At 33.9% G+C, this 22,126-nt stretch carries 17 protein-coding genes; 10 read left to right on the top strand and 7 right to left on the bottom strand.

Annotated features, from left to right (window positions below; translation table 11 throughout):
* Window positions 1-7: 7 nt before the first annotated feature.
* The gene (locus K6T82_RS02110; protein ID WP_223704360.1) at window positions 8-1,600 is read right to left on the bottom strand and encodes a magnesium transporter MgtE N-terminal domain-containing protein; all 1,593 of its coding nucleotides are present in this window, start codon (window positions 1,598-1,600) and stop codon (window positions 8-10) included.
* 387 nt (window positions 1,601-1,987) lie between these two features.
* Here K6T82_RS02110 and K6T82_RS02105 point away from each other — a divergent pair, with 387 nt between their 5' ends.
* The 7 genes from K6T82_RS02105 to K6T82_RS02075 all read left to right on the top strand — a co-directional run bounded on the left by K6T82_RS02105 (window position 1,988) and on the right by K6T82_RS02075 (window position 13,386).
* Window positions 1,988-2,635: a cytochrome c biogenesis protein gene (locus tag K6T82_RS02105; protein WP_338083345.1), complete on the top strand. Its 648-nt coding sequence runs from the start codon at window positions 1,988-1,990 to the stop codon at window positions 2,633-2,635.
* An 883-nt stretch (window positions 2,636-3,518) separates the two neighbouring features.
* On the top strand, window positions 3,519-6,641 hold the full coding sequence (locus K6T82_RS02100; protein ID WP_223704359.1) for a SusC/RagA family TonB-linked outer membrane protein: 3,123 nt from the start codon (window positions 3,519-3,521) through the stop codon (window positions 6,639-6,641).
* Window positions 6,642-6,659: 18 nt separating this feature from the next.
* Window positions 6,660-8,132 carry a RagB/SusD family nutrient uptake outer membrane protein gene (locus tag K6T82_RS02095; protein ID WP_223704358.1) on the top strand — a complete coding sequence of 491 codons (1,473 nt, stop codon included), beginning with the start codon at window positions 6,660-6,662 and terminating at the stop codon, window positions 8,130-8,132.
* Between the two features lie 196 nt (window positions 8,133-8,328).
* A complete protein-coding gene (locus K6T82_RS02090) occupies window positions 8,329-10,245 on the top strand; it encodes an arylsulfatase (protein WP_223704357.1) in 1,917 nt (638 codons plus the stop codon).
* Window positions 10,246-10,483: 238 nt separating this feature from the next.
* Window positions 10,484-11,542 (top strand): sterol desaturase family protein, encoded by a 1,059-nt coding sequence (locus tag K6T82_RS02085; RefSeq protein ID WP_223704356.1) that lies wholly within the window; start codon window positions 10,484-10,486, stop codon window positions 11,540-11,542.
* Between the two features lie 10 nt (window positions 11,543-11,552).
* Complete coding sequence (locus K6T82_RS02080; protein WP_223704355.1) at window positions 11,553-11,705, top strand: hypothetical protein; 153 nt, start codon at window positions 11,553-11,555, stop codon at window positions 11,703-11,705.
* Window positions 11,706-11,769: 64 nt separating this feature from the next.
* The gene (locus K6T82_RS02075) at window positions 11,770-13,386 is read left to right on the top strand and encodes a sulfatase-like hydrolase/transferase (protein WP_223704354.1); all 1,617 of its coding nucleotides are present in this window, start codon (window positions 11,770-11,772) and stop codon (window positions 13,384-13,386) included.
* A gap of 288 nt (window positions 13,387-13,674) precedes the next feature.
* Here K6T82_RS02075 and K6T82_RS02070 read toward each other — a convergent pair whose 3' ends face one another.
* The 6 genes from K6T82_RS02070 to rocD form a co-directional block, all read right to left on the bottom strand.
* The gene (locus tag K6T82_RS02070; protein WP_223704353.1) at window positions 13,675-13,917 is read right to left on the bottom strand and encodes a hypothetical protein; all 243 of its coding nucleotides are present in this window, start codon (window positions 13,915-13,917) and stop codon (window positions 13,675-13,677) included.
* Between the two features lie 139 nt (window positions 13,918-14,056).
* Window positions 14,057-14,401, bottom strand: coding sequence for a hypothetical protein (locus tag K6T82_RS02065; RefSeq protein WP_223704352.1), 345 nt, complete (start codon window positions 14,399-14,401; stop codon window positions 14,057-14,059).
* A gap of 371 nt (window positions 14,402-14,772) precedes the next feature.
* A complete protein-coding gene (locus K6T82_RS02060) occupies window positions 14,773-15,306 on the bottom strand; it encodes a hypothetical protein (protein ID WP_223704351.1) in 534 nt (177 codons plus the stop codon).
* Window positions 15,303-16,283 (bottom strand): hypothetical protein, encoded by a 981-nt coding sequence (locus tag K6T82_RS02055; protein ID WP_223704350.1) that lies wholly within the window; start codon window positions 16,281-16,283, stop codon window positions 15,303-15,305. Before K6T82_RS02055 ends, K6T82_RS02060 begins: the two co-directional genes overlap by 4 nt.
* A 4-nt stretch (window positions 16,284-16,287) precedes the next feature.
* The gene (locus K6T82_RS02050) at window positions 16,288-18,096 is read right to left on the bottom strand and encodes a type VI secretion system Vgr family protein (RefSeq protein ID WP_223704349.1); all 1,809 of its coding nucleotides are present in this window, start codon (window positions 18,094-18,096) and stop codon (window positions 16,288-16,290) included.
* Window positions 18,097-18,259: 163 nt separating this feature from the next.
* Window positions 18,260-19,513: an ornithine--oxo-acid transaminase gene (gene rocD, locus K6T82_RS02045; RefSeq protein ID WP_223704348.1), complete on the bottom strand. Its 1,254-nt coding sequence runs from the start codon at window positions 19,511-19,513 to the stop codon at window positions 18,260-18,262.
* A gap of 225 nt (window positions 19,514-19,738) precedes the next feature.
* Here rocD and K6T82_RS02040 point away from each other — a divergent pair, with 225 nt between their 5' ends.
* The 3 genes from K6T82_RS02040 (at window position 19,739) to K6T82_RS02030 (ending at window position 22,120) form a co-directional block, all read left to right on the top strand.
* Entirely contained in the window at window positions 19,739-20,191 is a 453-nt protein-coding gene (locus K6T82_RS02040; RefSeq protein WP_129745654.1) for an Lrp/AsnC family transcriptional regulator, read from the top strand.
* A gap of 108 nt (window positions 20,192-20,299) precedes the next feature.
* Window positions 20,300-21,073: a dienelactone hydrolase family protein gene (locus tag K6T82_RS02035; protein WP_223704347.1), complete on the top strand. Its 774-nt coding sequence runs from the start codon at window positions 20,300-20,302 to the stop codon at window positions 21,071-21,073.
* Between the two features lie 45 nt (window positions 21,074-21,118).
* The gene (locus K6T82_RS02030; RefSeq protein ID WP_223704346.1) at window positions 21,119-22,120 is read left to right on the top strand and encodes a DUF3667 domain-containing protein; all 1,002 of its coding nucleotides are present in this window, start codon (window positions 21,119-21,121) and stop codon (window positions 22,118-22,120) included.
* Window positions 22,121-22,126 lie beyond the last annotated feature (6 nt).

Raw genomic sequence — 22,126 nt, 5'->3', positions numbered from 1 at the left:
ACTTTATTTAACTTGGCTTTTCACAATTTTTACGATTGTAGAACCACCAATTGATAGCTGTAGCCAATAATGCGAAAACAGCAACACCTATAAAAAACTGATTTACAGTACCATTAGAAGAGATATTATTTCCTATTAGTTTAGAAAAAATAAATGGTCCAAAAGCGGCTATAGCAGCTGTCCATCCTATTACTCCTGCAGCCTGACGCTGATTTTCTTTAAAAATAATTGGATACTGTCTAAATGTTCCAGCATTACCAACACCTGTAAAAAAGAACATTGCTAAAATAACGGCTACAAATAGAGGAAACTGATCCATACTAGTTGGTGCCACTAATCCTTGGGTTACTAAAATTATAGCTCCTGCCAAAATACCTAAACCTGTTATTGTTGTTAGAATTGCACCTCCAACTTTATCGGCAACAAAACCAAAAGCAATACGGCTAGCTGAACCAATTAATGGACCATAAAATGCATATACTAATGGATCTGGCGCGTTTGGAAAATCTCCATAAAGGAATTTAATCATTAAAGGAAACGCTGCTGATAAACCTGCAAAAGTTCCAAAAGTCATTACATAAGTAACCGTACAATACCAAGTGTGCTTATTTGAAAAAATATCCAATTGTTCTTTTACAGAAGCTTTCATCGGAATACTTCTTAAATAGAGCCAACTTACAATTGCCATAATAATTAAAAAAGGTGCATACCAAAATGCCGCAGACTGTAAGTATATTGGTTTGTTTTTAACAGCAGGGTTTTCAGCACTTATATTGTTCAATATTTTTTCTGCCAATTTTGGATTTGCATTTGCAATCGCTTTTGCTTTTACTTTGACTGGTAGAGAAGTAAAAACAATTACATTATCGGTAGAATTTACCGCTGTGCTAACAGAATCGACAACATTTTTCTTGACATTCGAAAGTATTTTGGTTTGAACGTCAGCATCTAATGCCGCGAAAACATCCTTTTGTTTTTCAATTGATGAATTTTGCAAAACAGTTATAGTTTCTTTCGGATCAATACTTGTAAAAACTGTCGATGCTCCAAAAATTCCAATACTGATCACCATTGGCGTAACAAATTGTGCCAGAGAAACTCCAAAATTTCCAATTCCTGCCTGAATTCCTAAAGCAGTACCTTTTAATCTTTGCGGAAAAAATAAACTTGTACTTGGCATATAAGAAGAAAAATCTCCTCCACCAAAACCAGTTGTAAAAGCTAAAACTGCAAAAACCCAAAAAGGTGTATTTACATTCATTATGGCAAAACCAATTCCGATTACGGGAATTAATTTAATTGCTGTAGCAAAAGACACAATATGACGTGTTCCAAATATTGGAAGCAAGAATGTGTGAATAATTCTCAAAAATCCAGCTGCTAAACCAGGAATTGCTGTTAGCCAAAAAAGTTGATCTTTGGAGAAATTAAATCCTAATCCAGGTAATTTTACCGCAATAACACTCATCATGAACCAAGAGGCAAATGATAAAACTAATGTAATAGTTGTTATTGTTAAAGTTCTCCAAGCAATCTTACTTCCGCCAGCATTCCAATACGCTTCATCATCGGGGTTCCATTTATCTAACCAAGTTTTCATCTCTATTTTAATTTAATTAATTATCTTCTATTTCTTGGGTGTGAGACTGCGATAAATTGCTCATAAAAATCCAAATTACTTTTAATTACATTTAAAATCTCCCCTCAAATTAAAAGCAAAATTAGACGCTTAAAATCTTACAAATAATGACAAATATCATATTAAGAGACAAAAAGATATTTCATTTTAAAAAACACATTAAAACATTGATAATAAGACACTAATACAAAAAATATCTTTTATTATGAATTGTCATTTTTTGTAAGAATCACAATAAGTATTTATGAGAATTATTAGTTAGCTTTTGTCCCTTCTCACTAATTTTTAGACAAAAAATCTATTACTTCAGAAGTATTTCTATTTTGAAGATTGATGTAAGATCAATCTATTTCAAAAAAACAAAAAGAAAGGCCAAACAAAATCATAATTATTACAGCTGCAAGACTCTGGTACGCCGTTTTTCTGCCTGTTATTGGCGTAATCACCTATATAAGATGGAAATACAAATGGCTGCTTAATTATAGTCTCATAATGGCAGCGATTTTTCTTTTAATAAATTATTTTAATCCAGACACTTATAACAAAGCTTTAATGCCAGCCTTACAAAGTGTTTGGTTTGTACCACACGTTTTGGTTTATATTTTTTCGTATGCCTTATTGGCGGCATCATCAATCGTAGCCTATTACGGATTGTATAAATATTATAATAGAACTTACACAAATGATATATTAGACCTTGCCAATAATCTGGTATATGTTGGGTTCGGATTTCTGTCATTAGGTTTACTTTTCGGTGCTTTGTGGGCAAAAGAAGCTTGGGGACATTACTGGACTTGGGATCCTAAAGAAACTTGGGCAATGCTTACATGGCTTGGATATTTAATGTACATACACCTTCGTTATCGCTATCCTAATAAAACAAAAGCTATATTAATTACTTTGGCTGCTGCATTTATTATACTGCTCCTTTGTTGGTTTGGAGTAAATTATATGCCATCGGCGGCACAAAGTGTACATACCTATTCTAATACTTAAAAAACACCTTTTTTCACCTCAAAGTGGATTGTAATTTTAAAAATTGCAGTCCATTTTGTGCTTTATAGCTATTCAATAAATTACTTCAAAAAAGTTCTTTCTTTTTGTAGAAAACATTCATCGAAATCTAAAAAAAGAAAAAACAAGTTAATTTCAGCCTCAATTTTAGCGAATTAAGTATTTAAAAAACAACAAAAAGAAGTATAAATACTACAATTAAAACTATGTTTTCAATTTTGTTTTAACATTTACTTCAAGTTTAAATATCTTCTAAAGTCCCTTAAAATAAGGCTACAGCTAACCATTACTCTTCTACACAGCTTATATAAAGTGATATTTTTCAAAAAAAGATCTTCAAACTTTTGGTTTTTATTATATAAAATTTAACTTTGTCTATAGGATTAATAGAGTTTAAAATAATATTTCAAACCATAAAAACTATTATTGTGAAAACAACAGAAAGCACATCACGTTACATTCTTCCTAAAAAATACACTTATAGCACTATTTGTTATATGTGTATCTGTTGTTAATAATCTACTGGTTTTGTTTGTCTTTAGATTTCATATCGAAGCAAATCTTTTAAAACACCATCAAAAATATTTTACTGAATTTAACCAAAGGTCTTTTTCGATGCATTTGTTTGTATTGGAGTAGATTCTTGAAACTATATCTATTATTCAATAAATTAAATAACTAACAATTAAAAAAACTAAAATGAAAACAATGCAAAGCTGTTGTTCTAAATAAAAAAAGCCATTTCTGCGGCAACAGAAATGGCAAGGCTTAAAGAACATTTATCACTAAATCAAGAACACTTTTAGAGTGCTGTATCAACAGTGCTCAGGGCGTCTTGTTAATTACTTAAAACCAATACAAAGAAATGAAAAAAATTTCAAACATATACATATTGTTATTTCTCCTGCTGCTGACGACAGGAATACAAGCCCAAAATACAACCCCGCTTATTCAGTCAAAATTGGATGGAACTGTGGTTGATGATATTACAAATCAACCTATTATCGGTGCTTCTGTTACAATCAAAGGAACGACTCACGGCGTTATTACCGACGCAGAAGGAAAGTTCTATTTTCAAACGGGACAAAAATTTCCTTACACCTTAATTGTAAGTTACATTGGGTATAAAAAAACAGAATTTATCGTTGAAAAAAATCCAGTTATCATCAATCTGAGAGAAGAGCGCCAAGAACTTGATGAACTGGTTGTTGTAGGTTACGGAACTCAAAAAAGAAAAGACATTACCGGATCCGTAGCTTCTGTACCAAAAGCTAACTTATCTCAGGTAACTTCTTCGGCAGATAATCTTCTAAGAGGTGCCGTTGCTGGGGTTGTAGTTACACAAAGTTCGGGGCGTCCGGGTGCTTCTTCGAGTGTTCGTATTCGTGGAGGAAATTCTATTACTGCGGGTAATGAACCGCTTTATGTTGTAGACGGAATCTTAATCTATAATGATAATGCCAACAGTTCTGCTGGAGTTACTTATGCAGGAGCAAGTGTCAACGTTTTGTCTACTATAAATCCGGCTGATATTGAATCTATTGAAGTTTTGAAAGATGCTTCGGCAACTGCAATTTACGGTTCTCGAGGAGCAAATGGAGTTGTGATTATTACCACTAAAAAAGGTACAAAAGGACAAGATAATATTTCCTATCAAGGCTATTTCGGATTTCAGAATATTTCGAAAAAACTGAAATTAATGAATGCCAGCGAATGGGCAAGTTTGAGAAACGATGTTCAGGCAAGTATTGGTCAGGCGCCTTCTTTTACAGATGCTCAAATCGAAGCTTTCAAAACTTCAGGAAATTACGATTGGCAGTCTGCAGCCTTTAGAACTGCGGCACCAGTTCAAAGTCATAATTTGTCTTTTTCTGGTGGAGACGAAAGATCCAGATATTCGGTTTCTGCGGGTTATTTTGATCAGGAAGGAATTGTTTTGGGTTCAGATTTCAAACGTATTTCTCTTCGTGCAAATTACGAACGAAACTATTCTCAGAATTTCAAATTTGGTGTAAATGCCAATTATACCTATTCTCTAGCAAATGGTGTGGGAACTGCAGGAAGTGGAAGAACTCCAAATCCTCTTGTAGCTGCTGTATTGACTGCGCCAGTTGTTCCAATCAAAAATGAAGATGGAAGTTATAATGTAACTAATAATCCATACGCTACTTCTGTAAATGGTTATGTTCCAAATCCGATTAATGATTTAGAAAATACTACTAACGAAACCAACTTAAACAGAATTCTAACGAGTTTATTTGGCGAATATAAAATCACAAAAAAATTGACTGCAAAAGTGGCCGTAAGTGGTGATGTTTTAAATACAAAACAAAATTATTATGCACCGTCTAACACCACTACAGGAGCTGGAACAAAAGGTTTAGCATCTGTTGGTGATCGTTTGGTCGGTTCTGTTTTAAATGAAAACACAGTAAACTATAATACGAATTTCGGAGAAAGTCACAAGTTTTCTGCTTTAGGAGGTTATACGCTTCAATATACGAAAGGTGAAGTCGTAAATGCAGGAGCCAATACTTTTGTAAATGATGCGAATACGTACAACGCACTTCAGGATGGTGTTGCTGTAAAACCATATAGCGAAGCTTACGAGAGCGTTTTAAAATCTTGGTTAGCAAGAGTAAATTATTCTTATAAAGGGAAATACAATTTTACACTTTCAGGACGTGCTGACGGTTCTTCAAGATTTGGTGCTGAATCGCTTTGGGGTTATTTTCCTTCTGCAGGATTCTCTTGGAATATTACCGATGAAGAATTCGCCAATAACATAAAAGGTGTGACGGAAGCAAAACTTAGAATTACAGCTGGAACGACAGGAAACCAAGAAATTGGAAACTATCTTTCTCTAGCTTCAATGGGTTCGGTAAATTATTCTTTTGGAGGGACTTTATACACTGGAATCGCTCCTACCCGATTGGCAAATCCGGATTTGAAATGGGAAAAAACAACCCAATATAACGTTGGATTGGATTTATCATTATTAGACCGAAAAATCAATTTTGTTTTTGATGTGTATTACAAAAAAACAAACGATTTATTAATCAGTGTTCCCGTTCCGTTGAGTTCTGGTTATGCGACGGTTCTTCAAAATATTGGTGGCGTTGAAAATAAAGGTTTTGAAGTTGGTTTAACAACAGAAAACCTTAAAACAGAAAATTTTGCATGGAATTCTAACATCGTATTTTCTTTAAACAGAAATAAAGTGACCGAAATTGGAAATGGTGTAAATGAGTTTTTTCCTGTAGTTCCAAACGGATCTTTATTACAACAACAGCCCGTTATCGTAAAAGTAGGTTTGCCTTTGGGAACTTTCTGGGGATACAAAACCAACGGAATTTTCCAGACTCAGGAAGAAGTTAATACCCAACCAAAAATCAACAGTTTAGCCAATACAAAAGTAGGAGACCGAAGATATGTTGATACCAACGGAGATGGTGTAATTACTGCTCTAGACAAAGGAAATCTAGGAACTTCTCAGCCAAAATTTGTTGGAAGTTTCAGCAACACTGTTTCTTATGGTGATTTCGATTTGAATTTCTCGTTTCAAGGATCTTACGGCGCTAAAATCTTCAACGCTTTAAATCAGCAATTAGAAATTTCTACGCTTGGAACTAACGCAGCTGCGACTTTAAATGACCGTTGGACACCAACAAATCCAAGTAATGAAATTCCGAGAGCGACAAGTTCTCCGTTAGGAATTGTATCGGAAAGATATGTAGAAGACGCCTCTTTCTTACGATTGAAATTAATCACATTAGGTTACACTTTACCTAAAAGCGTTTCTAAAAAATTGGGAACAAAAAGCGTAAAAGTTTATGTCTCTGCAGAAAACTTAATTACATGGACAAAATACACTGGTTATGATCCAGAGGTAAGTTCATACGAACAAAACAACTTATATCCGGGAATTGATTTTGGTTCTTATCCAAACTCTAAAACATTCATTTCGGGTCTGAACGTAACTTTCTAAGTAAAAAAATATATCAAAATGAAAAAGATCATTATAACATTCCTATTAAGTGCCGGTTTATTGGTATCGTGCACGGAGCTTGAGGTAACTCCAGAGTCTTTTGTAACCGAAGACAATTATTTTAATACACAAGACGATGCTGTGGCAAGTGTTACTGCTGTTTATGCCTCTTTAAGTCTTGATCCGGGTGAACAAAGTTTGTTTGGAAGAAACCTTTATTTCTTAACTGATATGGCATCAGATTATGCTGCAGCGGGAGTTTCTGCTACGAATCCGCAAGTTCGAGCTTTGAGTAGTTTGACTCATGACGCGACTTCAGATCGTGTTCAGGTAGCTTGGAGACAAATTTATGCAGGAATCAACAGGGCCAACGTTTCTATTGATAATATTCCTAAAGTCTCTGGTTCTGAAGTTATTAAAACAAGATTAATAAACGAAGCGAAATTCATTAGAGGTCTATTATATTTTCAAGCCGTTCGTCTATGGGGTGGAGTTCCAATTGTTTTGCACGAAGCGACTTCTATCAATTTAGGTGATTTAAAAACCAACCGTTCCACCGCTGATGAAGTTTACGCGCAGATTATTAAAGATTTAACCGATGCGGAAAGCTTACCAGCCACTTATTCTGCTGCAGACGCCGGACGTGCAACTTCTGGAGCTGCAAAAGCGATTTTAGCAAAAGTCTACATTACTAGAAAAGATTGGCCAAATACCATTTTAAAAGCTCGAGAAGTAATCAATGGTGGTTACGGATATGCTTTGTTTGAAGATTTTCAAGACATTTTCACTAAAACAAAAAAGAACGGAAAAGAGCATATTTTTTCTGTTCAATTTGAACCCAATCAAGCTGGAAATGGTTCTAGTGGAAGTACTTTCCAAGCTACATCTTTCACCGGATTTACAGCTACTGAACCGGCCGATATTATCTCAGATGTTGCTTTATTCTATGATATTTATGCAGCAGGAGATAAAAGAAGAGATGTAAGTTATGCGAAACAATTGCTTAATCCGACAACGGGAACGCTTTATACTTTTCCAAAACCGATTTTCAAGAAATATTTGGATTTGACGAATCTGGCAACTCCATCAAACGTAGCGATTAATTTTCCTGTGATTCGTTATGCAGATATCCTTTTGACTTTAGCGGAAGCGATCAATGAACAAAGTGGTCCAACTGCCGAGGCTTACGAATTAATTAATCAAGTTAGAAGAAGAGCTTTTGGAAAAGCAATTACAACGCCAGATGTAACGGTTGATTTAGTGGCATTGAATCAGGCAAGTTTCAGAGCGGCAATTCAGGAAGAACGCAAAAAAGAATTTGTTCAGGAAGGACAAAGATGGTTTGACTTGGTGAGATGGGGAACGTTGGTCACTGAAGTGAAAAAAGTAACAGCTAAGAACTCTGTTTCAGAAAGAAATAATCTGTATCCAATTCCGCAAAGCGAAAGAAATATTAACCCTGATGGATTACCACAGAATCCTGGATATTAAAAATTTAAACACATAGAAACATAGATTTAAAATTATTGATGAAGAAAATAAAAGAGAAACTAGTTTCTCAACACATAGTTGCTATGTGAATTAAATAAGTGAAACGCCTTTTTACCACTTCTATAATCTATGATTCTATGTGTTTAAAAATAAGAACCATTATTTAAAATCATATTACTAAAAAAACTATAAAACGATGAAAAATTTTAAAAATAGCATTGCAGTCAAAAGTCCAAAAAAAGGGCTTTTGATTACCGCTTTCTTAGTTGCTCAATTGGGAATAGCACAGGAAAAAACAGAATTTAAAGGAACAATCGGTAAAACATTAGCAGATTCAAAAGAATATTGGCCAGATCCAGTAAAAGCTCCAAAAGGCGCTCCGAATGTAGTTTGGATTTTATTAGATGATGTTGGTTTTGGAGCGGCAACTGCTTTTGGTGGATTAATCAATACGCCAACTTTTGATAATCTGGCAAACAATGGTTTACGTTATACCAACTTTCATACAACAGCAATTTGCGCCCCTACTCGCGCGGCTTTATTGACAGGTAGGAATTCAGGAAGAGTGCATGTCAGCGGATTTTCTCACACTATTTTATCCGCTGGTTTTCCTGGTTGGGACGGAAGAATTCCTTCTGATAAAGGAACAATTGCAGAAATTTTACGCGAAAACGGTTATAATACTTTCGCCGTTGGAAAATACGGTGTTACGCCAGATGAAGACGCCACAGATGCGGGGCCGTTTGATAGATGGCCAACCGGAAAAGGTTTCGATCATTTCTATGGATTCTTAGGTTCACAAACCGATCAATACAATCCTGATTTGGTGGAAGATCAAGTTCACATTAAACCCGACGGACGTCATTTGAATGAATTGATTACAGACAAAGCAATCAGTTATATTCAGAAACAACAAAAAGCAGCGCCCGGAAAACCATTCTTCTTGTATTATGCGCCAGGAGCGGTTCACGCACCTCATCAAGTTGCTGAAAAATGGGTCGAACCTTACAAAGGTAAATTTGATGAAGGTTGGGATGTTTACCGCGAAAAAGTATTGGCCAACCAAAAGAAATTAGGTGTTATTCCTGCAAATGCTGTTTTACCAGAACGCAATGCTTTAATTACAGAATGGAAAAAATTATCTCCAGATCAAAAGAAAGTATACGCAAGATTCATGGAAGTTTACGCTGGATTCCTAACTTATACAGATTATGAAATTGGAAGAGTGGTCGATTATTTAAAACAAAGCGGACAACTTGACAATACTTTGATTTTTGTTGCCATTGGCGATAATGGAGCAAGTAAAGAAGGAACTTTGCAAGGAACAATCAATCAAAGTTTGTTTTCTCAGGGAAAAACGGATGAAGAAAACTTTCAAAGCAATTTGAATAATATTGGAGAAATCGGAACGGCTAAAGGTTTAAATACCAATTATCCTTTGGGTTGGGCACAAGCGACGAATGCTCCTTTCAAAAACTGGAAACAAGACGCACATTCTGAAGGCGGAACTCGTAATCCGTTGATTGTATTTTATCCAAACGGAATTAAAGACAAAGGCGGCATTAGAAATCAATACAGCCACGTAACCGATATTTTGCCAACCACTTTGGATATTGCCGGAATTAAAGCTCCAGAATACATCAAAAATATTAAACAAGATATTATTCAGGGTTCAACTTTCAAAGCTTCAATCGATAATCCGAAAGCAGAATCTTTACATAAAATACAGTATTACTACATTTTCGGAAACAGAGCGATTTACAAAGACGGATGGAAAGCTTCTGCAGCACATCTTCCTGATTCATTTGCTGTAAAAAAATCTATCGGAAACAACGAAAAACCAGCTCCAAGCAATTTCGACACCGATGTTTGGGAATTGTACAATTTGAACGAAGACTTCAACGAGAGAAATAATCTAGCTAAAAAATATCCTGAAAAACTGGCCGAACTTCAAAAATTATTTGATGAACAAGCAAAAGAAAATAATGTTTATCCGTTGATTTACTGGCAGGATGTTTACAACAGAAGAATTCACAATACGGGAGCCGACAAAGGAAAAACAGTTTCTGATTTAATCAAACAGGCTACAAAACCTGGCGGAAGTTCTAATTAATAATCTTTCGATTCCTGCAAGGTTTTCAAAACCTTGTAGGTTTCAATTCACAACAACTAAAAAAACGTAACTACAAGGTTTTGAAAACCTTGCAGGAAATAAAACGAACATTATGAAACGAGTAGACTATGAAATTATAGGAAAAAAGATTGTCGTTGGGATAATCCTGTTTTTAGTTCCGCTGGCCATTTTAGCTGGAGGTTTAACCATTATTAATCAATTTTTAAAATAAGAAATCATGGCAATAGTTCAAAAAGAAAAATTAGTGAGAGACTTAACGATAAGTTTCTTCATTTATTCGCTGCCAGTATTGGCAATATACCTTTATTTTCAACTTGGAGGAAGTTCCGTAAGCGAATCACATTTAACAGTACCATCATTTTTACAATTTGCACAACCCGTTTTCGCAAACATCAGATCTTGGGGATTAATCGTATTTATGATTGTTTTAGGAATAATCGAATTCGCAGCAGGTTTATACGATGACGAATGGACCGGTGAAGAACGCAAAATTGATATCGTTTCTTTCTTAGCTCCAAAATTAATTTTACCTCCAATCATTGCTTTTTTTAGCTTAACAGCTTTACCTTATTTATTGCCAAATGCCGCTAATGCATTATCATGGGTTCCGTTTTGGGGAGGCTTTTTCTTAATTGCAATTGCCGACGATTTAACGCAATATTGGTACCACAGATTGCACCATCAGGTTCCGTTTTTATGGCGTTTTCATAGAACGCATCATTCTGCTCCCTATATGGGAATGGCGATGGCTTCGAGACAAAACTTTATTTATACGGTTTTCTTTTCTCAAATATATTTGACTGCAACTTTGACTTATTTGGGATTAGGATTACCTGCCCTATTTGTTTTGGTTATTAAAAGTTTCATCACTTTGGGTGCACATTCTAGTATTGCCTGGGACAAACCGTTTTACAAATACAAAGTGTTGCATCCAATTGCTTGGGTTTTAGAAAGACTGATTTCTACTCCTGCCACACATCATGCGCATCACGCAGATACAAGCGGAGATGGTGTTGGACACTTTAAAGGAAACTTCGGAAATATGTTTTTTATCTGGGATGTTATTTTCGGAACGGGATTGATCACACGTAAATTCCCAGAATCTTACGGAACAAAATCATACAAACAAGAAGAATGGTACGCGCAGTTTCTTTGGCCGATATTCAAATCTAAGAAAGAAGGAAGTTCTCTGGCCGAAGGTGTATTGTCTTTTCCATCAAAACCAAAAGAAGTTATTGTGGAAGAAACTCCTGCTCCAGTTTTAGAACAAGTTTAATCGAAACAGGATGAAAAATCAAATCTTAAAAACCAGTTTGACAGCAATTGCCTTTTTATGGGCAATTGTTGTTTTTTCTCAGAATGAAAATCACAGTTCGTTGACGTTAGACGCGTTTTATTCGAAAATAAAAAGTCAAAAAAATCCGCAGATTAACGATTAGATTCAGCTTTGGCAAAGTTTAAAATTTTGGCAAAACTTTTCATTAAACAAACCAAAACCAAAATATGGCAACCTATAAAAAAATAACCAAAATTGTTGTTTCCATTTTAATAGTGCTTCTCCTTGTGGCAGCATTTCTATTTTGGCCCATCAATACCGACGGAACTTTAATAAAACCGAATGAAAAATTACTGGAAGGAAAAACAGCATTTCTTGCACAAAAAGATACTTCAACTTCAGCAAAGAAACCAAATATCATTATTCTCCTTGCCGACGATTTAGGAAAATATGATATTTCGCTCTACGGCGGAAAATCGACACCAACTCCACAAATTGATTCTTTGGCAGCTTCAGGAGTTTCTTTTACGGAAGGTTATGCTTCTTCTTCTATTTGCTCGCCTTCTAGAGCAGGATTGATTACCGGAAGATATCAGGAACGTTTCGGACACGAATATCAGCCGGGAGATCGTTATCCGAAAAACAATCTCGAATATTATGCTTTCAAATATGTGATGAATACCAACAATTGGCGATTGAATGATAAAATCAATTATCCAAATGATGAATCGATTAAGACGCAAGGTTTACCACAATCTGAAATCACTTTTGCTGATTTAGCCAAAAAGCAGGGCTACAGCACCGCAATTATCGGAAAATGGCATTTGGGACACAACAAAGGATTTTTTCCTTTAGATCGCGGTTTCGATTATCATTACGGATTTTATCAGGCGTTTTCGCTTTTTGCTCCCGAGGATAATAATCCGGATATTATCAATCATCATCACAAAGATTTTACCGACAAAATGATTTGGGGCAAAGGCCGTGTCGGAATTGGACAAATTCGCAGAGATTCTACCATTATTGATGAAAAGAAATATTTGACTGAAAAATTTGCAGAAGAAGCAGAAGCTTTTATCGATAAAAATAAAACAAAACCGTTTTTATTATATGTTCCGTTTAATGCACCACATACGCCATTTCAGGTTCGTAAAAAATATTACGATCGTTTTCCGAATGTAAAAGACGAAAACAAACGTGTCTATTTTGCCATGATCAGCGCGCTTGACGATGCGATTGGAAGAATTCGTGCAAAGGTCAAAAAAGAAGGTTTGGAAGATAATACTTTAATCTTTTTCGCAAGCGATAACGGAGGAGCAGATTACACTTTTGCAACCACAAATGCTCCTTTAAAAGGCGGCAAATTTTCTCATTTCGAAGGCGGAATCAATATTCCTTTTGCACTTTCGTGGAAAGGTAAAATCAAACCGAATACGGTTTATAAAAGGCCTGTAAGTACTTTGGATATTTTCAGCACGATTGCGGCAGTTACACATTCTGGATTACCAAAAGATCGGGTTTACGATGGCGTAAACTTAGTTGATGTGGTAAATAATAACAAAGAAGCACACCAAAATTTATACTGGCGTTCGGGCGATGCAAAAGCCATCCGAAGCGGCGATTGGAAACTAATTGTTAGCGGAAAAACACATGAAACCTGGCTTTATAATTTGGCGAAAGACAAATCGGAAAACATAGATTTAGCTGCAAAAAATCCATCAAAAGTGAAGGAATTACAAACAGCTTTACAAAATTGGGAAAAAGGATTAATCAAACCACTTTGGCCAAATTTGACTTATTATGAATTCAATTTTGGAAAACAGAAATATTTTGTCGATTTATGACAAAAAGAAATAGTTACTTTTTTTGATATTTTAAGTAATTATAAACAGAAGGCGATTGTACAAAATACAATCGCCTCTTTTTTTCCAAAGTTTAACAATTGAAACCGTCTTCTTTATAAAGGTTAAAAAGAAGACTATAATTTTTATGTGTTCACGAGCGGGACACTTGCTACAGCAGGGGTAGCCAGATAGTTTTTAGGCGCAGAAATTCCTGCATTCCATTGAAATTTATCTTTCGAATTAGGAGACTGGCAGCTTGCCAGCAGAACAAAAAAGAATATATATAATTTAACGATTCGCATAAATTTTTCTTTGGTAAGTAACATTTCCTTTTTCATCTATTGTATAGGGTACTGGATAATTAACAAAGCCATAATCGCCTAATAGATAATGGTCGCCAGTTTTAGAATACAAAGCATCAAGACCGCCGTAATGTGCTGAGAGGTGCACATATTTGTTGCAGATATGACGGTACATGTCTGTAGGTATTGCATAATCTTTACCGTCCTCTTCTTTGCTTGCTTCTAGCATTTTGGTTAAATAATCTTTTAACACAGAGTCATTGGGCATTTCATATTCAAACAAATCCAATTGTGCACGAGCGAGACACTTGAGCCAGCAGGACGATATTCGGTCTAATTAATTTTTGATTAAAATTAAACTAATCAAATCACAATTCATAAAATCCATTTCGATCGATAAAATCTTTATTATTAATTTTATAACTAATTATAAAAGGTCTTCCAGAACTTACAACTCCTTTTTTTTCAATATCAGAAAGTGTAAAACATTTATCTTTTATATATACTAAAATAGTATCCGTTTTATAAACCGTATCTGTCTTTTTTAATAATAGCGAAATGTCAATTGTATTATTAGATTTTGAGTAAACTAACAAATTACCAACGTCAGCAATAGTATTGTTTCTCTTAAGACTTAATTTTGAATCGAGAATGTCTTTTTCAGAGCTATTTCTAACCGAAATAATAGGAAGGTCATTTTTAAGTACATACATCTGATTATCTTTGTTTTTGCAGCTAATAAATAAGAAGCAGAAAATAAATATTTTGAACTTATTTTTTAAACTTAATGTATCCATAAAAATTACTATTAAAAACAGATTTTCGTATAGTCAAACTCGTGTATAATTTTTGCCAACAATAATATGAAAAGCTATATTCATTTTTTATTGGATCAATAATTAGATTTCCTTCATATGCAATCCAGTGATATTGAGTTGCACAACCCGATAGCGCGGATTTGCAATCTGTGCCCGCACCAGTAAGGCAAAATACAATTTTCAAATACAGACTCAATACCAAATATTTAACTTTTATAATTACAGTAAATAGACCAATCTTTAGGGGCACGAATTGTAAATCCGCGCTATCGGGTATTAAAAATTTTTCGATATTTTCTTGCTTCAAGTGGTAGTTTTGATTCAATCATTTTTTTGTCAATAATATTTCCTTTTGAATCTATTTTGAAACATAAATTAATATAACCATTTCCTACAGTCGAATGAGAATAACTATATAACTCTAAAGCTATAATAGAATAATTTTTATTCTTGAATAGAATAATTTTTTCAGGAATTAAATTGTAAAAACTTGGAATATTCAAGTCTTTAATGGAATAATTATTTATCTGAATAATTGGGTTATGATTAATACCTACTTTATCTATAATATCTTTAGAAATATTACTTTTAAAACACGAGTCTGTTATTGTGCTAGCAGTTTTAAGGAATATTTTAATATCATAATTATTTAATTTGTATTTTAAATAATATACACTAAGTGTATCATTAATTGGTATTCTACATGTTTGTATTTCTTTTTTTAGAAAAATCTTATCTGCATTTTTTTGAGAGTGACATAAGGTAGATAGAAAGAAAAAGAAGAAAATGATTTTTTTCATATATTTCCTATTGAGCTATTTTTAAAACTAAATTCAGTTGATTTATAAATTATTGTTGTTCCAAAACTTCCTTTAAAAACGGAAATGGATTCAAAAATTGATTTCTCTAAAATATAAGAATTAGTCCAGTTTTTGAATGCATTTTTTTTGTGTTCCGGGTGAATGTAAAGCCAGTTTTTCCAGTTTTTATTATTTAAAATATCTGCTCCTTGCCACCCAATACCTCCATTGGAAATGTCTTCCCCAACATATTCTTTATTTAGATATTGAACTGCATTAATAGTGTATTCTATTGCTGTTTTTATTTTCGAATTATTGTTTCTTCCTTGAGAGTTTTTGTCAAAATCAATATTCTCATTTAATTCAATATCTAGAAATTCCCTAAATGCAGCATTTCCTTGTGCTCCATAATGAAATTCATGAGCATATCTATAATCGCTCCATCTATTCCGCATTTTAAATAGAGTGTTATCTAAAAACCAATCATTCTTATATATTTTAACATTAGAAGTTGTTAACTGCCTATGATGATTCATAACAATAAAAGGAATACTTTTTATTACATCTAATGAAAATCCTGATTCAGAATATGCTAATCCAGCAATTCTTAAAAAGAGCTCATTTTTAATCTTCAAAGCTTCAATGCCATTATAGGTCATAAAATCATTTCCGCTTTTATCTTTCTGTATAGATTTTCCTTTGCAAGTATAAACATCCTCAACACTTCCTTCATTTTCGACTTCATTTACTTTTCCTTCAAATGTGCCATCTTCGTTATAAAAATGTCCGTTTAAATATAAAATTCTAGGGAAAATTTCGAAAACCGGAGCATCTATAGGCCTTCCATAAGTATGTTGACTGGCATTTTCTTCTATGAATCCACCAGCATTAAAAGTAATATTTCCTTCAGAGTACATATAATGATCTCCTTTGGTAATAATTGTACTTGTTCCTTCTACAATTCTCATTCTGGTCATAACTTTAGTTTTGTCTTGTTTGTTCTCCGCTATTATTTTGTATGTTTTTTTGAGAGTTTTTACTTAAATTACCATCTGTATAAGTATTTAGACTTTCTTTACTATGGTCATGTCGATCTTTTTCAGTTGTTGATTCTAAATTCCCTTTTATATGCTCAGAATATTTTCCATCAATAATTGCATTAAAATCTCCTGTAACTCCTATTTGTTTGATTCCTCCTATATTTTCAGTATGATTTAATCCGATTGTATCATTTTTGCTCACTACAACATTAGTTGTCATATTTTCTTCAACATTTATAACAAAATTTTTACAGTTAATTGTAAAAGTTTCTGGTACAGTCAAAGTTGTACTCTTAGACTTTTCATCCATATGTAGTTCATTCCCGCTCGGGTCAGAAAGCCAGATGCCTATTTTTTCTATAAACTTGAATAACATTCCAAAGCGAAGCTTCCAGCCTTTGATGCTGTTTTCGGAATCAAAAAACTCGGGCATCGCTTGTCCGTTGTAATTGGAACACGAAACATATGGGCGTTCTGCATTGCCGCCTTCAAAAACTACACGGACTTCATCGCCTATTTCGGGTCTAAAATATATTCCTCTTTCTTTTCCTGCATAAAGCTGTTCTACTCGCATCCAGTCACTCTCATTTCCCCAGCCATTCCAATAATATTCTACTTTTACGCGTCCCATTTTTTCCGGGTCGTTGTTGTCTATCACTTTTGCGGGCTGGCTGTCTGCAAGTGCAAAAATTTTTGGATTTGTATAATGAGGTACAGCAACATCGGCTGGAATAGCCTTGAACTCACAACTGTAATTTCCGTTTATTTCTGAATGATGGATAACTTCTACGGCTATCAATTCGTGTTCAACCGTTTTATTCTGAATGGTAAAAACCTGCCCCAAACCTATTGGATAATAGGAAATTCCGCTGTAGAAAACACAGTTTGCATCGCGTGCAGAGGTCTGGAGTTTTACCATTTCTTCAATTTCGTCCTTATTATTGGCGTTATTGGTATATGCCCCAACTTTTAATTCTCTTCTGGCTATTTGTCCTTGATTGAATCCCATTGAAACGGCAAACCTATCACGGCTTCCTGTTGTGGTTTTCTCAGATGAACTGCGGATGCTTGATGCATTTGTATAATCATAACCTCCAAAAGAGCTTTTGTGTGAAGCCAATTTGGTCTCAATCGTAAATTTATGAAGCGAAGATCCATTGATCAATTTTACGTTGCTGGCTTTTGTCTGGCCAAACTGCATCCGCATTCCGTCAAAATAATACCATTGTCCGTATCGTGTGGCAAGCCTTTTTAAGAAATTAAAACTCGTTTCGTTATACTGCGGCTTGTTCGAAAACTCTTTTTTATAAGTGGGAACAATTGCTTCTCGTTGATAGAATTCGCCAGAATTGGTTTCTGCAAAGATTTCCAGCACTATCTGCTGGAGGTTTCGCTTAAGAAAAATTCTGGATTTTTCATTATCATCCAACAGAACGGTATGACTTATTCCGTAAACATGAAGTCCCGCTGGACTTCCATGAAGATCAACCGATTTTAATCCTTCAATGATTCCTTTTGACATCAGTCTGATGCTGCCGACTTTGAATGTAAAAATAACTTCACTTCCAATATATTTGCTGATTGCTTTTTCCTGATCTTCGGGGTCAATAATAGCTTTTCCAGTGTACTGCCAAGTAAACGAAAAATAATGGTGGTCGGCCATTTTCTGCGAAAGCTGAAAATCGTAATAAATGATATTTTTTTCGAAAGAACTGATCGAAATATGAACTTGTTCTGAGAATTTTGACATAATTAGTTTAAGCTTTTTAGTTAATTTAAGTAAATTAATACTACAAAAAACATTAATTAAGCCACTAAAAGGCATTTTTATATCATAATAGGATTTATTTTTAAAAATAAGTCTAAATAAAAAGCGCCTCAATGAGGCGCTTTCATTTATTGATTTTAAAGATTTAATTTTTAAACTCGTTCAGAGATTTCTCTATAATCTCCAAACATTCCTGAATTTGCTCTTCGGTCATAACCAAAGGCGGTGCCAATCTGATTTTATTTCCGTGGGTTGGTTTAGCCAATAATCCGTTATCTCTGAATTTTAGGCAGATTTCCCAAGCCAAATCAGATTCTTCATCGGTATTGATTACGATCGCATTTAATAAACCTTTTCCGCGAACAAGCGTAATTAAGTTGTTTTTTTCTGCAATTTTATTCAATCCGTCTCTTAAAATTATTCCAAGACGTTCAGCATTTTCAGCCAATTTTTCGTCCTTAACAACATCCAAAGCAGCAATAGCAACGGCTGCCGCAACAGGATTTCCTCCAAAAGTAGATCCATGTTGTCCTGGTTTGATTACGTTCATGATTTCGTCATTACATAAAACAGCTGAAACCGGATAAACTCCACCTGAAATTGCTTTTCCTAAAATCAAAACATCTGGCTGCACATTTTCGTGATGAACAGCCAATAATTTTCCAGTTCTTGCAATTCCCGTTTGAACCTCATCTGCAATAAAAAGTACATTGTGCTCTTCGCAAAGCGCTTTTGCTTTCGCTAGATAACCTTCAGAAGGAACGTAAACTCCTGCTTCACCTTGAATTGGTTCGACCAAGAATCCGGCAATATTTTTTGATGAATTTAAAGCGTTTTCCAATGCTTCCAAATTATCATATTCAATTTTAATAAAACCATCTGTAAAAGGTCCGAAGTTTTTACGTGCTGTTTCATCATTTGAAAATGAGATAATTGTAGTTGTTCTTCCGTGGAAATTATTTTCACAAACAATAATTTGCGCTTGATTTTCTGGAATTCCTTTTACTTCATAAGCCCATTTTCTAGAAATTTTTAAAGCCGTTTCTACAGCTTCAGCACCCGTATTCATCGGCAGCACTTTATCGAAACCAAAATATTTTGTAACGTATTCTTCGTAATTTCCTAATTTATCATTGTAAAAAGCACGAGAAGTCAAAGTCAGTTTTTGAGCCTGTTCTACCATTGCGTTTACAATTTTCGGATGACAATGCCCTTGATTTACTGCAGAATAGGCAGATAAAAAATCGAAGTATTTCTTTCCGTCAACATCCCAAACATATACTCCTTCACCACGTTCTAAAACAACCGGAAGCGGATGATAATTATGAGCTCCATATTTATTTTCTTTTTCAATCAAAACCTCAGATTTTGACGAAAGTGTCTTTTCTGTACTTATCATAATATGCTTTTTATTTTTACAAAAATATCAAATTTAAATTAAAATCAATTTAAAAATTAAAATATTGACTTCAAAATAACTAAATAAAAGTCAAAACACAGTTTTTAAAACCCAAAAAAAGACAAATTTATTTTGGATTGAAATTTAATTTCACAACCAATTATTAAAAAAAAGAATTACTTTTATAAATCGCAACAGACTGAATTTTTAAACGATTTTTACTGCATGGAATTATTAGACGAATTTGATATTAGTATTTTAAAAGAATTAGAAAAAGACGGACGAATGGCTTTTTCAGCCATCGCTACTAATTTGAAAATATCAAATACAATGGTGCATCAGCGTATCAATAGAATGATTGAACAAGGTGTAATTGGGGGAATAAAACCGATAATTCAGGAAAAGAAAATTGGTTATGATTGGGCTTCTTTTACTGGACTCACATTAAACAAAGATTCTGATTCTGAAAGAATTATTGAAGCACTTAAAGAAATTCCTGAGATTACCGAATGTTATTATGTTACAGGTTCTTTTACGCTTTACATTAAAATTATTGCCAAAAATCATGAGCATATGCGCCGCATTCTTTACGAAAAAATTGACGGAATTCCTGGTATCGATAAAACCGATTCTATTGTAGAATTAGGATGCGCTTTTAAAAGAAATATATCTTTATAAGTACGCTTATTTTTTTTCATATTTAACAGTTACAAACCTCACAATAATTTACTTGTGAGGTTTTTTTGTAACATATTATTTCTGATATTTGTTAAAAATTACCAAATTATGAAAAATCAAGTACTAATTTTATTCAGTGCAATCTTATTTTCCAACCTTATGAATGCGCAATTAAAACCAGTAAAATATAGTGAAGGAAGTCAGCAATTGAATGGCTTATTTATTAAATCAGCTAAAAAAAGCAGTAACAATCCCGGAATTTTGCTTTTACCCGCTTGGCTTGGAATCGACAATGCTTCTAAAGGAATTGCCGAGGAATTATCAAAACTAGGCTATCATGTTTTTATCGCAGATATTTATGGAGAAGGAAACTACCCAAAAAATACTGGTGAAGCAGGAAAACAAGCTGGTTTTTATAAGACAAATTATGAAGCCTATCAAAAAAGAATAGATGCCGCTTTAAAAGAATTGGTAAAATCTGGAGCCAACGCAGATAATATTGTAGCAATTGGATATTGCTTTGGCGGAACAGGAGTTTTAGAAGCTGCCCGTGGTCATTTGAATCTAAAAGGCATAGCTTCATTTCACGGTGGTTTAGGAAAAGATGCTAGCAGAAAAACAGATGCAATCCAGACAAAAGTTTTAATATGTCATGGAGCTGATGATCCGTTTGTTCCAAAAGATGAAATCACTTCTTTTCAACAAGAAATGCGTGATTCAAAAGCAGATTGGCAAATGATTTATTATGCAAATTCTGTTCACTCTTTTACGAATCCTGAAGCAGGAAGCGACAATTCTAAAGGTGCTGCTTACAATCCTGTCGCTGCAAAAAGATCTTTTGATCATTTACAATTATTTTTAAACGAAGTTTTGAAAAAATAATACCACTATAACTCCAACCAAAAACAAATCAACCCAATTAACCAAATGTCACATAGTAAAATTAGAGAAGACAAAACCTGCTTAAACTGCAGGCACGTTGTAGAGCAAAAATTCTGTCCAAACTGCGGACAGGAAAATAGCGACAGTAGAAAAACTTTTCATCATTTATTTATACATTTCTTTGAAGATTTAACGCATTACGAAAATGCTTTTTGGAAAACCATCAAAAATCTTCTTTTTAAACCCTCCAACTTAACTAAAGAATATCTTTCAGGAAAAAGATTATCTTATCTGGCTCCAGTACGTCTTTATATTTTTATCAGTTTTATTACTTTTCTTTTAATTGCATTGTTTCCAAGCAATATTGGTGAAGAACTAACGAAAAATGACAAAGAAATCACGTCTAATTTTGAAAAAGCAGTTAAGGAAGAAAAGAAAAGCTGGGACGAAAAATCATATTTAAAGGCGAAAACACTTGACAAATCCTATTTTCAATTGAAAAGCATGAAAGAAATTGATTCTATTCAGAAATATGGAAAGGAAAGTGAAAAGTTAAATGCAACATCGTACTGGTTTTATGAAAAAGCCACTCATGTTACCGAAAAATACACCAAAAAAGAGATAATTGTAAAATTCATAGAAGCTTTCTTTCACAATCTTCCGAAAATTTTATTCATTATTATGCCGTTTTTTGCCTTTTTCTTGTGGTTGTTTCACAATAAAAAAAGATGGTATTATTTTGATCATGGAATTTTCACTCTTCACTATTTCTCTTTTCTCTTACTGATTTTTCTAATAATGTTTATTATCGACAGATTGATTGGTTTATTTGGAGAAGATAGTCCAATGTCTTACATTTCGGGACTTACCACTTTTGCGGGAAGCATTTGGATGTGTTATTATTTTTATCCTGCACATCATCGTTTTTATGGCGAATCGAGAATTGTATCTTTTGTTAAAAGTTTTTTACTATTCATCATAAACTCGCTTTTTATTATATTTTTACTGACACTTTACGTTCTTTATACATTTATTAATTTACACTAACTACAG

The organism is Flavobacterium potami (assembly GCF_020026915.1).
Taxonomy (GTDB): Bacteria; Bacteroidota; Bacteroidia; order Flavobacteriales; family Flavobacteriaceae; genus Flavobacterium; species Flavobacterium potami.
This window is presented reverse-complemented; position numbering and strand designations above follow the sequence as displayed.

What these genes read in the sequence shown, in the direction of transcription:
- K6T82_RS02110 (WP_223704360.1), bottom strand. Translation starts at nt 1,600, where the DNA reads ATGAAAACTTGGTTAGATAAATGGAACCCCGATGATGAAGCGTATTGG.
- K6T82_RS02100 (WP_223704359.1), top strand. Translation starts at nt 3,519, where the DNA reads ATGAAAAAAATTTCAAACATATACATATTGTTATTTCTCCTGCTGCTG.
- K6T82_RS02095 (WP_223704358.1), top strand. Translation starts at nt 6,660, where the DNA reads ATGAAAAAGATCATTATAACATTCCTATTAAGTGCCGGTTTATTGGTA.
- K6T82_RS02090 (WP_223704357.1), top strand. Translation starts at nt 8,329, where the DNA reads ATGAAAAATTTTAAAAATAGCATTGCAGTCAAAAGTCCAAAAAAAGGG.
- K6T82_RS02085 (WP_223704356.1), top strand. Translation starts at nt 10,484, where the DNA reads ATGGCAATAGTTCAAAAAGAAAAATTAGTGAGAGACTTAACGATAAGT.
- K6T82_RS02080 (WP_223704355.1), top strand. Translation starts at nt 11,553, where the DNA reads ATGAAAAATCAAATCTTAAAAACCAGTTTGACAGCAATTGCCTTTTTA.
- K6T82_RS02075 (WP_223704354.1), top strand. Translation starts at nt 11,770, where the DNA reads ATGGCAACCTATAAAAAAATAACCAAAATTGTTGTTTCCATTTTAATA.
- K6T82_RS02070 (WP_223704353.1), bottom strand. Translation starts at nt 13,917, where the DNA reads ATGCTAGAAGCAAGCAAAGAAGAGGACGGTAAAGATTATGCAATACCT.
- K6T82_RS02065 (WP_223704352.1), bottom strand. Translation starts at nt 14,401, where the DNA reads ATGTATGTACTTAAAAATGACCTTCCTATTATTTCGGTTAGAAATAGC.
- K6T82_RS02060 (WP_223704351.1), bottom strand. Translation starts at nt 15,306, where the DNA reads ATGAAAAAAATCATTTTCTTCTTTTTCTTTCTATCTACCTTATGTCAC.
- K6T82_RS02055 (WP_223704350.1), bottom strand. Translation starts at nt 16,283, where the DNA reads ATGACCAGAATGAGAATTGTAGAAGGAACAAGTACAATTATTACCAAA.
- K6T82_RS02050 (WP_223704349.1), bottom strand. Translation starts at nt 18,096, where the DNA reads ATGTCAAAATTCTCAGAACAAGTTCATATTTCGATCAGTTCTTTCGAA.
- rocD (WP_223704348.1), bottom strand. Translation starts at nt 19,513, where the DNA reads ATGATAAGTACAGAAAAGACACTTTCGTCAAAATCTGAGGTTTTGATT.
- K6T82_RS02040 (WP_129745654.1), top strand. Translation starts at nt 19,739, where the DNA reads ATGGAATTATTAGACGAATTTGATATTAGTATTTTAAAAGAATTAGAA.
- K6T82_RS02035 (WP_223704347.1), top strand. Translation starts at nt 20,300, where the DNA reads ATGAAAAATCAAGTACTAATTTTATTCAGTGCAATCTTATTTTCCAAC.
- K6T82_RS02030 (WP_223704346.1), top strand. Translation starts at nt 21,119, where the DNA reads ATGTCACATAGTAAAATTAGAGAAGACAAAACCTGCTTAAACTGCAGG.